Genomic DNA, 12,227 nt, shown 5'->3' on the forward strand with positions numbered 1-12,227 from the left:
CGCTCAGCTCTCGGCGTGACGGCTCAGACGATAGTGCAGCTGCGATTTGATCTCGGGCCATTCGCCGCGCAGGATGCTGTACATGACGGTGTCGCGCACGGTGCCGTCGCGTCGCAGGGCGCTGTGGCGGATGACGCCATCCTTCTTGGCGCCGAGGCGCTCGATTGCCGCCTGCGAGGCGTGGTTGAAGTTATCGGTGCGCAGGCCGACCACCGCGCAGCCGAGCGTATCGAAGGCGTGCGAGAGCAGCAGCAGCTTGCAGCTGGTGTTGACGTGGCTGCGCTGGCGGCTCCGGGCGTACCAGGTCCAGCCGATTTCGACGCGGTCGATCGCAGGCATGATGTCATGGTAGCTGGTGGTGCCGATCACCGTGCCGCCGGCGACGTCGATCACGGCGAAAGAGACACGATTGTCCATCTCCAGCGCGTTGCGGATGTAGCGTTCGGTCTCTTCCGGCGCCGGCACCGAGGTGATGCGCAGGTTCCACAGCTCGCCGTCCGCGGCGGCCGTGCGCAGGCCGTCGGCGTGGTGCAGGGCCAGCGGCTCCAGGCGCACGCCGTTGAATTCGAGGGTGACGGGGTCGACGCGGATCATCGGTTGTGCCTCGCCATCGCCACCAGGCGCTCGAACAGGTGCACGTCCTGCTCGTTCTTCAGCAGGGCGCCGTGCAGCGGCGGCACGATGGTCTTCGCATCCTGGCTGCGCAGGGCCTCGACCGGGATGTCCTCGGCCAGCAGCAGCTTGAGCCAGTCCAGGAATTCCGAGGTCGACGGCTTCTTCTTGAGGCCCGCCACGTCGCGCAGCTGGAAGAAGCTTTCCAGCGCTGCCGCCAGCAGTTCCTGCTTCAGCTTGGGGTAGTGGACCTTGACGATCTCCGCCATCGTCTCGCGGTCCGGGAATTTGATGTAGTGGAAGAAGCAGCGGCGCAGGAAGGCGTCCGGCAGTTCCTTCTCGTTGTTCGAGGTGATGATGACCAGCGGGCGGTGCTTCGCCACCACCATCTCGCGGGTCTCGTACACATAGAATTCCATGCGGTCGAGTTCACGCAGCAGGTCGTTCGGGAATTCGATGTCGGCCTTGTCGATCTCGTCGATCAGCAGCACCACCGGCTCCGGCGCCGTGAAAGCCTGCCACAGCACGCCCTTGACGATGTAGTTGTGGATGTCGCGCACGCGCTCGTCGCCCAGCTGGGAATCGCGCAGGCGCGAGACGGCGTCGTACTCGTACAGGCCCTGCTGCGCCTTGGTGGTCGACTTGATGTGCCACTGCAGCAGCGGCATGTTCAGCGCGCTTGCCACTTCCTCGGCCAGCATGGTCTTGCCGGTGCCGGGCTCGCCCTTGATCAGCAGCGGGCGGGCCAGGGTGAGGGCGGCGTTCACCGCCAGTTTCAGGTCATCGGTGGCGACGTAGTTGTCGCTGCCTTCGAAGCGTTGGGAGGCGTGCATGGGCGTGCGGTCGTTTTAGGGAATGAGATCGAGTATATGTCAGATGCCTGACCCACGCGGAATATGTTGCTCTGTAGACTGAGTCATGTTCTTCATATAGAATCGGCTCTTCGTAGTACAAATGCTAAGTTTTTGGGCAGTTGCGGTTCCGATTCAACCTTACGATTCCCAATCATGAAAAAATCATTAGCAGTACTGATGTTTGCCGCCGCTGCCGGCGCGGCAGGCGTCGCGGGCGCTGCCGACATCGTCGCCAATCCGAAAGCAGCTCCCAACAAGATCGAGCAGTGCATCGGTTGCCATGGCATCCCCGAATACAAGACCGCTTTCCCCGAGGTCTACCAGGTGCCGATGATCGGCGGCCAGTCCGCCAAATACATCGAAGCCGCCCTGCAGGCCTACAAGAAGGGCGACCGCAAGCATCCGCAGATGACCCCGACCGCCAAGGTGCTGTCGGACCAGGACATCGCCGACATCGCCGCCTACTATTCGCAGCAGACGGCCGCCACGCCCACCAAATGAGCCCGGGACGCCATGAATAAACTCATCCTTGCCCTGTCCTGCGCCGCAGCCCTGTCGGTGTCCGCGTCCGCCTTTGCCGGCGGCGACACCGCACGCGGCGCCGAGCTGACCAAGAAATACAACTGCGCGTCCTGCCATGGCGCCGACTACAAGACCCCGATCGACCCGAGCTACCCGAAGCTGGCCGGCCAGCACGCCGACTACCTGGTGCACGCGCTCACCGCCTACAAGCGCGGCGACAAGGTCATGAACGGCCGTAACAACCCGATCATGGCCGGCATGGCCCAGCCGCTGTCGGACCGCGACATGGTCGACATCGCGGCTTACCTGCAAAGCCTTCCGGGCCCGCTGGTTGTCCGCAAATAAGCTGTACACAGTAAAATAGCGGTCTCTCAGGTCCGCCGGCCCGTGCCGGCGGACCTTGCTTTTTCCGGAGTCCGCCTTGTCCACTGTCTCGCCTTCCCATATCAAGACCAACCTGCTGAGCGGCCTGACCGTCGCGCTGGCGCTGGTCCCCGAAGCCATCGCCTTTGCGCTGGTGGCCCACGTGTCGCCGCTGACCGGCCTGTACGCCGCCGTGCTGGTGTCCTTCATTACCTCGGCCTTCGGCGGCCGTCCCGGCATGATCTCCGGCGCCGCCGGCGCACTGGCCGTGGTCATGGTGGCGCTGGTGGTCCAGCATGGCGCGCAATACCTGTTCGCCGCCATCGTCCTGATGGGCGTATTGCAGATCTTGTTCGCGCTGGCGCGGCTCGGTAAATTCATCCGCATGGTGCCCCATCCGGTCATGCTGGGTTTTGTGAACGGCCTGGCGATCGTGATCTTCGTGGCCCAGTTTGAGCATTTCAAGCTCAGTGCAGCCGATGGCGGCGGCTGGATGAGCGGCCCGCAGCTGTGGACCATGCTCGGCCTGGTGGCGCTGACGATGGCGATCATTTACATCACGCCGAAGATCACCAAGGCGGTGCCGGCCACGCTGGTCGGCATCCTGGCGGTGGCGCTGCTGGCCCACTTCCTGCACATCGACACCAAAACCGTCGGCCAGCTCGGCTCCATTGCCGGCGGCCTGCCCAGCTTCCACATCCCGGACGTCCCCTTCAACCTGGAGACGCTGCGCATCGTGTTCCCATATTCGCTGGTGCTGGCCGGCGTCGGCCTGATCGAGACTCTCCTGACCCTGACCCTGATCGACGAGATCACGGACACGCGCGGCCAGCCGAACCGCGAGAGCCTGGCCCAGGGCGCGGCGAACATCGTCACTGCGCTGTTCGGCGGCATGGGCGGCTGCGCCATGATCGGCCAGAGCATGATCAACATCGGCAATGGCGCCCGCAGCCGCCTGTCGGGCATCGCGGCCTCGCTGTTCCTGCTGTCGTTCATCCTGTTCGGTTCCAGCGTGATCGAGCAGATCCCGCTGGCGGCGCTGATCGGGGTGATGTTCGTGGTCTGCGAAAAGACCTTCGAGTGGGGCACGTTCCGCCTGTTCGGCAAGGTGCCGCGCGCCGATGCGCTGGTGATCGTGCTGGTGGCCGGCGTGACCCTGGCCTTCAACCTGGCGACGGCGGTGGTGGTGGGCGTGATCGTCTCGGCGCTGGTGTTCGCCTGGCAGCACGCCAGGCAGATCCGCGTGTCCACGAATGTGGATGGACAGGGCTGGAAGGTCTACGAGCTGGAAGGCACGCTGTTCTTTGCCTCGGTGGCCGGTTTCCAGGAACTGTACACCCCGAAAGAAGACCCGCAGGACGTCGTGGTCGAGTTCCGCCGCGCGCGCGTGGCGGACCACTCGGCCATCCAGGCCATCGACGCGCTGGCCGAGCGTTACCGCAGCGTGGGCAAGCGCCTGCACCTGCGCCACCTGAGCCCCGATTGCCGCTCCTTGCTGGAGCGTGCGAAGGACATGATCGAAGTCAGCCTGCCGGAAGACCCGCGCTACCGCGTGGCCGACGACAAGCTGGACTAAATACGTAGGGTGGGGTGTTGAGGCCGGGGGCCTCAACACGAGCGTGCCCACCTACTCGCCGCACGCAAGCTTCAGCTGCGCATCCAGCGCTTTCGCCTGGTCCGGCTGGGCATGCGCCCGGTGCCAGTCGCCCATCGCCGACAGCGCCGTGCAGCGGCGTTCCTTGCCCTCCTTGCGGTCGTCGGCCGCCTGCGCCAGCAGCTTGTCGGCGGAGAGTGTGCCGAGATAGAAGTCGGCGATCGGCCTGGGCCATTCGTCGCCGTCGCTGCGCGCGAAGGTCGCGGTCAGCTCGGATTTCGCCAGCTCCGCCTGGCCGCTGCCCACGCGGGCGACATAGAGCAGCAGGGCGCCGTCGCGCTCGGCCGGCAGCTTGTCGAGCGCGGTGCGCAGGCGCGGCGCGGCCGCGGCGTAGTCCTGGCGCTGCACCAGGTGGCGGCCGGTGAGCAGGTTGGCGTGGGCGCTGCCGCCTTTGGCCGCCTTTTCCAGCCAGTCGAAGGCGCGTGCGTCGTCATGCGGCACCAGCTTTCCTCCTGCATATGCCTCGGCCAGCGTCATTTGGGCATCGGCGTTGCCGCTCTCCGCTTCGGCCACGACCCAGGGCTCGAGCGTGCGGCGCTGGCCGAAGGGCTCGCCGCCCACGTACGAAAAATAGAGCTTGGTCTGGCTCATCGCGAACAGCACGCGGTGCGCGCGCAGGAAGTCGGCGCCGAGCGTCACGTCGACGTCATTGAGGCCGGAATCCACCACCGCCATCTCGGCGTTCTCCACGGTTTCGTCGCCGAGCTGGAAGCTCTTGACCGTCACGTACCAGCGCGAGGTCGTGTAGTTGCCGACGCCGACCAGGTCCCCGCCGCGCGCCACGCCGGGGGTATCGAAGGGGATATCGAGGCGCCTGGCGGCGTGGCTGGTGATCGAGCTGACGGCGGCTCCGCTGTCGATCATCGCCTCCAGCTCCTTGCCGTTGATGCGCACCAGGAACTGGGGATTCATGTGGTTCTGGTTATGCCGCCGCAGCGGCACCGCGCTGATATTGCCGCCCCAGTAGCCGAGAAAGGTCCCGCCGCAGTTTTCGGGCACGAAGAAGATCAGCTCCTTGGCCGCCAGCGAGATTTCGACGTCGGTCTGGAACAGGAAGGGCGCGCCCAGGATGCCGTCGTAGGAGGGCGTGTAGCCGAAGCTGCCCAGCACCGGCATGTTGCTGCGTCCCGCGCGCACCGGGCCGACGATGAATTCGTTGACGATGGAGGCGTAGATGGGCGACATGCCGCCGATGCCGGTGGCGCGGCGGCCGGTCGCATAAGCGCGGATGCCGCGCCGCTCGGTGCCGGTGCGCGTAAGATAGGTCTGGGACGCGCCGCTGTCGACCAGCAGCTCGGCCGGCGTACCGTTGATGATGCCCTGGGTCGTGATTTCCAGGCCGGGGCCGCTGTAGCGGAGCGGCAGCTTGCCGATCGGCGTGTACCGGCACTTGGCCGGTTCAGCGGCGGCGTGGGTGAGGGGCAGGAGGGCACAGGCCGCGCCCAGGCTCAGGCGCGCAAGCGCGCGGCACAAGATAGGGTTCATCCATAAATTCTATGAGGAAAGTTTCATTTATGGCAATTCAATGTGCATATATCCTGCCGAATCAGCGCACCCGCCGGCGCACGCAGTCGATATAGGCCTCGGCATCCGGCGGCAGGCTGCTCCGCTGCGAGGTCCAGATCATCTCGCCCAGGCATTCCATGATCTCGTGGTGGGCGTCGTGCTCGCCGATGCGCGCGGCCAGCGCATCGTGCGCGGCCTTGATGCCGCGCGGCTGGTCGACCGAGACCTGCTCGGCGATCGACAAATGCATGGACAGGTGCAGGAAGGGATTCGGCTGGCCGCCTTCGACCGAGTAGTCGCGCGCGACGGCGTCGTCGGCATCCATCAGGGCATCGTGGTATTCGGGATGCTGGTCTATCCAGTCGGCGGCGATGGCGTCCATCGGGGTCAGGATTTCGCCGGCGCGGCGCTTGCGCCAGGCTTCGCAGAAGAAGCGGCGGACGTCGTTGGAGGAGGGGGTGAACATGGTGGGTGCCTGCAAACAAAACAGGCACCATTGTAACGCGGCGGCGCTTACGGCGCTTTTGGCGCCCTTCGCGGCGGGAAGGGATCGCCGCCCAGGTAGCTCATGTACAGGCGGTCCTGGCTCATCGCGAACAGGATGCGGTGGGTGCGCAGGAAGTCGGCGCCGAGCAGCATGTCGACCGGCAGGCGCCCGACCGAGGCATCCTCGTGGACCGCGAGTTCCACATGCTTCATGCTCTCCTGGCCGATGCTGAAGCTGTCGAAGGTGGCGAACCAGGTGTCGACCCGCTCGTCGCCGATGCCGCCGGTCTTGCCGCCCTTGCGCACGCCCGGGTCGTCGATGCGGATGCCGGCCAGTTCGGCGGCATGGCGGGTGAGGCTGCTGTGCGGCGCGCCGGTGTCGAGTACCGCCTTCAGCTTCACGCCGTTCAGCTCGACCGTCACAAAGGGCTTGTTGGAGCGTTCTTCCTTGCCGCTGAAGGGGATTTCCATGGCATTGCTGTCCCAGTAGGCCAGGTAGGTGTCGCCGCAGCCGCTGGCGCGGAAGAACTGCAGGTAGTTGTCCGCCAGCGAGAGCTCCATGTCGGTCTGCAGCAGGAAGTCGACGCCGACCAGCGCGTCGCCGTCCATCCGGCTCGCATTGCCGATGACATTGATGGGCGCCTTCCCGCTGTGGGCGATGCCGACCGAGAAATCGTCGACGCGGGCGACGTAGTTGACCGAGGCGCCGCCGAGACCACGCGAATATTTGCCGGTGGTGTCGAGGGGCAGGCCGAGGCGCTCGGCGCCGGCGCGGAACAGCGAGGTCCGGTAGGCGCCGGTATCGACGATCATGCGTGCGGGCTTGCCATTGACGGCGCCCGTGACGATGGCGCGGTGGCTGGCATCCGTATACGTGATCGGCAGCTTGGCCACCGGGACGTAGCGGCAGCTGCCGGCGTCGCCGGCGGCGTGGGAGAGGGTAGGGAGGGCGAGGGCCAACAAGGCCAGCACGCGGAAATGTGCCTGGATGAGCGGAGTCGGGATCATGGCAAAGATTCTACAATGCAACTTTGTAAATATGGCAAGCTTTAAATGTCAAAAAGCGAGCGTGTCGGTTACGCGACACGCTCGCCTTCTATTTTGTTGCTTTTACGCTACGACGACTACTCTTTATCGCGCACCATGACCAGCTTGGAACTCCCGGACGCGTCGGCAATGGCCTTGGTGGCCGCCACCACCGCCTTGCTGCTGGCGTTGGCGACCTGCCTGTTGCCGGCCTGGGCATTGCCGCCGCTGTTGCCATTCCCGGCGCCGTTGTTGCCGCCGTTGCTTCTTTCCTGGCTGCGCCGCTCGTGCGGCTGGCGCAGGTAGCGCGACGCATGGCGGCGCTCGCCCTGGCCGCCCGCGGGCCAGGTGAGGAAGCGCGACAATTCCTGCAGCGCGCGCTGGTAGACATCGCGCTTGAACTCGATGACCACGTCCAGCGGCACCCAGTAGTCGTGCCAGCGCCAGGCGTCGAACTCAGGATGGTCGGTCAGGCGCAGGTTGACGTCGTTATCGCGCGCGACCATGCGCAGCAGGAACCAGATCTGCTTCTGGCCGCGGTAATGGCCGCGTACTTCGCGCTTGATGAAGTGATCCGGCACTTCGTAGCGCAGCCAGTCGCGGGTGCGGCCCACGATCTTGACGTGCTCCTGGCGCAGGCCGATCTCTTCCTCGAGCTCGCGGTACATCGCCTGTTCGGGCGTCTCGCCGTACTTGATACCCCCTTGCGGAAACTGCCATGAGTGCTCGCGCACCCGCTTGCCCCACCACACCTCGTTGTTGGCGTTCAGCAGGATGATGCCGACGTTGGGGCGGAACCCTTCACGATCGAGCATGATTCACCTCGAAACTTTCTGCCAGCCTTGGTCTTCTCTCTTATATTTTTACTTACGGTTCCTGGGGTCTCTGCCGTTAACTCGCATCGGAACAACGGCATGCACCACTTCTTTCGGAGCCATTTGTATAAAGATTGGATGCATCGGCCAGCTAATCCTTTAAAATTAGGTCGATTATAACCCTCTCTTTTTAAAAAGAATTCATCGATATGCGCGCCTCACGATTTTTTATTTCAACGCTCAAAGAAGCGCCTTCCGACGCGGAGATCGTCAGCCACAAACTGATGATGCGGGCCGGGATGATCAAGCGCATCGGCTCCGGCATCTATACCTATATGCCGCTGGGCTTGCGCGTGATCCGCAAAGTCGAGGCCATCATCCGTGAAGAAATGAACAAGGCCGGCGGCATCGAGCTGCTGATGCCGCTCGTGCAGCCGGCCGAACTGTGGCAGGAGACGGGCCGCTGGGACAAGATGGGCCCGGAACTGCTGCGCCTGAAGGACCGCCATGGCCGCGACTTCGCACTGCAGCCGACCTCGGAAGAAGTCGTGACCGACGTCGTGCGCACCGAGGTCAAGAGCTACCGCCAGCTGCCGCTGAACTTCTATCACATCCAGACCAAGTTCCGCGACGAGCGCCGTCCGCGCTTCGGCCTGATGCGCGGCCGCGAGTTCACCATGAAGGATGCGTATTCCTTCGACCGCGACGTCGCCGGCATGCAGGCTTCGTACCAGACCATGTTCGACGCCTACGTGAAGATCTTCAACCGCTTCGGACTGAAGTTCCGCGCAGTCGCCGCCGACAACGGCGCGATCGGCGGCACCGGCTCGCACGAGTTCCACGTGATCGCCAGCACCGGCGAGGACGCGCTGGTCTACTGCCCGAGCTCCGACTACGCCGCCAACATGGAAGCGGCCGAGGCGCTGCCGCTGATCGCCTCGCGCGGCGCGGCCACGCAAACGCTTACCAAAACGTCGACCCCGAACACCACCAAGTGCGAGCAGGTGGCCAAGCTGCTGGGCCTCGAATTGTCGCAGACCGTCAAGTCGATCGCGCTGACCGTCGAAAACGAGGTCGACGGCAAGCTCACGAAAGAGAACTGGCTGCTGCTGCTGCGCGGCGACCATGAGCTGAACGAAGTGAAGGTCTCGAAGGTCCCTGGCCTGAAGAACTTCCGCTTTGCCACCGAAGCCGAGATCCTGGAAGCCTACGGCAGCGTGCCGGGCTACCTGGGCCCGATCGCCGCCAAACAGCCGGTGAACGTCGTGGCCGACCGCACGGTCGCCAACATGGCCGATTTCGTCTGCGGCGCCAACGAAGCCGAGTACCACTTCACAGGCGCCAACTGGGGCCGCGACCTGCCGGAGCCGGTCGTCGCCGACCTGCGCAACGTGGTCGAGGGCGACGCTTCGCCGGACGGCAAGGGCGTGCTGGCGATCGAGCGCGGCATCGAAGTGGGCCACGTGTTCCAGCTCGGTACCGCCTATTCCGCCGCGATGAACTGCGTCTACCTGGACGAGAAGGGCCAGCCGGCGCCGATGCAGATGGGCTGCTACGGCATCGGCGTGACCCGCATCCTGGGCGCCGCCATCGAGCAGAACTTCGACGACAAGGGCATCGTCTGGCCGGACGCGATCGCGCCGTTCGAGATCGTTCTGTGCCCGATGGGCTACGACCGCAGCGAGCTGGTGAAGACGGAGACCGACCGCCTGTACGCCGAGCTGCAGGCGGCCGGCGTCGACGTCATCGTCGACGACCGCGGCCTGCGTCCGGGCGCCATGTTCGCCGATTGGGAACTGGTCGGCGTGCCGCACCGCGTGGTGATCGGCGAGCGCGGTCTCAAGGAAGGCAACCTGGAATACCAGGGCCGCCGCGATCCTGAAGCGAGCGCTGTCCCGGCTGCGGACATGGTCGGCTTCGTCAAAGGCAAACTGGGCAAGTGATGCTGGCACGTCTGATTCGCCAGGCCTCGGCCTGGCTCGGCTCCGCGCTGTTTGCCGCTTTATTGTTGAGCAGTGCGCTGTTGAGCCCAGCCGCGCATGCCGGCAACCAGAAGGAAGAAGCCATGGCCGATTCGGTCCGGCTGGCGCTCGAACGGGCGATCCGCGACGGCCGCCCGCCCAAGCCTGTCTTCCGCGACGCCAACGCCCAGGCGCGCTATCAGCAGTGGTTCGATGCGATGTCGAGCCGCCTGAAGCGCCGCCTGCCGGACAACCAGGTCCGCACCGAGTTCCTCGAGTCGGCCTGGTACGAAGCGACCCGCGCCGGCCTCGATCCGGGGCTGGTGCTGGGTCTCATCCAAGTGGAATCGGCCTACCGCAAGTACGCGGTGTCGATCGTCGGCGCGCGCGGCTACATGCAGGTGATGCCCTTCTGGACCAAGGTGATCGGCGACTCCAACCGCCGCGCCCTGTTCGACATGCAGACCAACCTGCGCTACGGCTGCTCGATCCTGCGCATGTACATCGACATGGAAGGCGGCAATCTCTACCTGGCGCTGGGACGCTACAACGGCAGCCGCGGCCGGCCGGAGTATCCGAATGCGGTGCTGGCGGCCTGGAAGAATTGGGATTTCAAGGCGGCGTCGACCGCCATCGCGTTGAATTGATTTTCAGGCCCGCAACGCATCGACCAGCTGCTGCGCGTGCCTGGGCAGCGCCTCGAAACTCTTCACGCAAATCGCCAGCTGCCGCGGCGCCCACGCATCCGCCAGCTCCAGCACCGTGATCTTCATCGACTGCGCGCAACGCCGCGCCGCCGGCTCGGGCACGATGCCGACGCCGACGCCGGCTTCTACCATCCTGCAGATCGCCTCGAAGCCGCGCAGGCGCACGCGCGCATGCAGGCTGCGTCCGAGGCGCCGCGCCTGCAGTTCCAGGTAGTTGGACAGGGCGCTGTCGCCGGCCAGGCCGACCTGGTCGAAGTCGGCCAGGCGCACGAAGGCCACCGGCCGCCCGTCCGGCGACAGCACCTGCGCCAGCTCGGGCGTGGCCACCGCCACCAGGCGGTCGGTGCGGAAGGGGAAGCTCTCCAGCTGCGACAGGTCGACCGCGTCCGCCAGGATGCCGACATCGGCGGCGCCTTCGCGTACCGCCTTCGCCACCTCGTGGCTGGTGCGCTCCTCCAGTTCGATGTCGACGTGGGGATGGCGCGCCAGAAAGCCGGTCAAGGCGTCCGGCAGGTATTCGCTCAGCGAGGCCGTATTGCACAGCAGCCGCACCGTGCCCTTCAAGCCTTCCGCATGGTCGCCCAGTTCGGCGCGCATGCGCTCCAGCTGCTGGAACACCAGGCGCGCATGCCGCACCAGGGCCTCGCCGGCCGGCGTCGGCGTCACGCCGCGGCGCCCGCGCAGGAGCAGGGGCACACCCAGCGTCGCTTCCATGCCGTGGATACGTTCGCTGCACGAGGCCAGCGACAAATGGGCGCGCGTGGCGCCGCCGGTGATGCTGCCGGCTTCCACCACGTGCAGGAAGAGCTGCATGTCGACCAGGTCGAATCTCATCTGTTCTCTTTCGATTTAGCCTTCGGATATTCCGAAGGCTGACTGCGGTAATCCCTCATTCTGTCAGCGCCTGCGATGCGTCAGAATTCTCGGCATGGACGTTCTTCTTTCTATCTTACACGCCCACGCGCCGGCCGATTTGGCCTTGATCGCACTGGTGTTCGTGCTCGCCGGCCTGGTCAAGGGCGTGGTCGGGCTCGGGCTGCCGACGGTCGCGGTCGGCCTGCTGGGGATGATGATGGCGCCGCGCGAGGCGGCCGCTTTATTGGTCGTGCCTTCGCTGGTGACGAACGTCTGGCAGCTGGCCGCGGGTCCCTCGGCGGGGCTGCTCGCGCGCCGTTTGTGGCCGATGCTGGCCGGGATCGTCGCCGGCACCCTGCTAGGGGGCATGCTGCTGCCGGCCAGCGCCTCCGCGGATGCAGTGACGGCCCTGGGCGGCGCCCTGATGATGTATGCGGCGGCCGGCCTCGCATCCTTCACGCTGCACGTGCCGCCCAGCGGCGAGCGCGCGGCGTCTCCGGTGGTCGGGCTGGTCACGGGCGCGGTCACGGCCGCCACCGGGGTGTTCGTGATCCCGGCAGTGCCCTATCTACAGGGCCTGAAGCTGGAACGCGATGCGCTGGTACAGGCGCTCGGCCTGGCCTTCACGACCTCCACCGTCGCGCTGGCGGCCTCGCTGCTGCTGGCCGGGCAGTTCCAGGTGCAGGCGGCCGGACTGTCCTTTGTCGCGCTGGCGCCGGCGCTGGCCGGCATGATGCTCGGCCAGTGGATCCGCGGCCGCATCCGGCCCGCGCTGTTCCGCCGCTGCTTCTTCATCGGTTTGTTTGTCCTCGGGCTGCATCTGCTCTTGCGTCCTTTTATCGGATAGACTGCCTGCTTTCCTCACC

The 12,227-nt window shown here is 65.6% G+C and carries 13 protein-coding genes; 6 read left to right on the forward strand and 7 right to left on the reverse strand.

The features are described 5' to 3' along the window. Positions 1–3 precede the first annotated feature (3 nt). A complete protein-coding gene (locus LQV39_RS00080) occupies positions 4–594 on the reverse strand; it encodes a GNAT family N-acetyltransferase (protein WP_230019595.1) in 591 nt (196 codons plus the stop codon). Beyond that, positions 591–1,445 carry a MoxR family ATPase gene (locus LQV39_RS00085; protein WP_230019596.1) on the reverse strand — a complete coding sequence of 285 codons (855 nt, stop codon included), beginning with the start codon at positions 1,443–1,445 and terminating at the stop codon, positions 591–593. Before LQV39_RS00085 ends, LQV39_RS00080 begins: the two co-directional genes overlap by 4 nt. Before the next feature lie 174 nt (positions 1,446–1,619). Here LQV39_RS00085 and LQV39_RS00090 point away from each other — a divergent pair, with 174 nt between their 5' ends. From LQV39_RS00090 to LQV39_RS00100, 3 genes are all read left to right on the forward strand, one after another. After that, positions 1,620–1,967: a c-type cytochrome gene (locus LQV39_RS00090; protein ID WP_230019597.1), complete on the forward strand. Its 348-nt coding sequence runs from the start codon at positions 1,620–1,622 to the stop codon at positions 1,965–1,967. Positions 1,968–1,979: 12 nt separating this feature from the next. Next, positions 1,980–2,333, forward strand: a complete 354-nt coding sequence (locus LQV39_RS00095; RefSeq protein WP_230019598.1) for a cytochrome c — start codon at positions 1,980–1,982, stop codon at positions 2,331–2,333. 76 nt (positions 2,334–2,409) lie between these two features. Then, a complete protein-coding gene (locus LQV39_RS00100) occupies positions 2,410–3,927 on the forward strand; it encodes a SulP family inorganic anion transporter (protein WP_230019599.1) in 1,518 nt (505 codons plus the stop codon). Between the two features lie 51 nt (positions 3,928–3,978). Here the strand turns inward: LQV39_RS00100 and LQV39_RS00105 are convergent, their stop codons facing one another. The 4 genes from LQV39_RS00105 to LQV39_RS00120 form a co-directional block, all read right to left on the reverse strand. Then, positions 3,979–5,490, reverse strand: coding sequence for an aspartyl protease family protein (locus LQV39_RS00105; RefSeq protein ID WP_230019600.1), 1,512 nt, complete (start codon positions 5,488–5,490; stop codon positions 3,979–3,981). A gap of 61 nt (positions 5,491–5,551) precedes the next feature. After that, positions 5,552–5,977: a DUF1841 family protein gene (locus LQV39_RS00110; protein ID WP_230019601.1), complete on the reverse strand. Its 426-nt coding sequence runs from the start codon at positions 5,975–5,977 to the stop codon at positions 5,552–5,554. Between the two features lie 47 nt (positions 5,978–6,024). After that, positions 6,025–7,005: a retroviral-like aspartic protease family protein gene (locus tag LQV39_RS00115; RefSeq protein WP_230019602.1), complete on the reverse strand. Its 981-nt coding sequence runs from the start codon at positions 7,003–7,005 to the stop codon at positions 6,025–6,027. A 116-nt stretch (positions 7,006–7,121) separates the two neighbouring features. Next, positions 7,122–7,838, reverse strand: coding sequence for an RNA pyrophosphohydrolase (locus tag LQV39_RS00120; RefSeq protein ID WP_230019603.1), 717 nt, complete (start codon positions 7,836–7,838; stop codon positions 7,122–7,124). A gap of 209 nt (positions 7,839–8,047) precedes the next feature. On the opposite strand from LQV39_RS00120, the gene LQV39_RS00125 reads away from it, so the two are divergent. After that, positions 8,048–9,781, forward strand: coding sequence for a proline--tRNA ligase (locus LQV39_RS00125; protein ID WP_230019604.1), 1,734 nt, complete (start codon positions 8,048–8,050; stop codon positions 9,779–9,781). Next, positions 9,781–10,446 carry a lytic transglycosylase domain-containing protein gene (locus LQV39_RS00130; RefSeq protein ID WP_230019605.1) on the forward strand — a complete coding sequence of 222 codons (666 nt, stop codon included), beginning with the start codon at positions 9,781–9,783 and terminating at the stop codon, positions 10,444–10,446. Before LQV39_RS00125 ends, LQV39_RS00130 begins: the two co-directional genes overlap by 1 nt. Before the next feature lie 3 nt (positions 10,447–10,449). Here the strand turns inward: LQV39_RS00130 and LQV39_RS00135 are convergent, their stop codons facing one another. Further along, entirely contained in the window at positions 10,450–11,340 is an 891-nt protein-coding gene (locus LQV39_RS00135) for a LysR family transcriptional regulator (protein WP_230019606.1), read from the reverse strand. 94 nt (positions 11,341–11,434) lie between these two features. On the opposite strand from LQV39_RS00135, the gene LQV39_RS00140 reads away from it, so the two are divergent. Next, positions 11,435–12,208: a sulfite exporter TauE/SafE family protein gene (locus tag LQV39_RS00140; RefSeq protein WP_230019607.1), complete on the forward strand. Its 774-nt coding sequence runs from the start codon at positions 11,435–11,437 to the stop codon at positions 12,206–12,208. Positions 12,209–12,227: the final 19 nt, after the last annotated feature.

Origin of the sequence: Massilia sp. Bi118 (assembly GCF_918697865.1) — a bacterium.
In the GTDB taxonomy this organism is placed as follows: domain Bacteria; phylum Pseudomonadota; class Gammaproteobacteria; order Burkholderiales; family Burkholderiaceae_D; genus Telluria.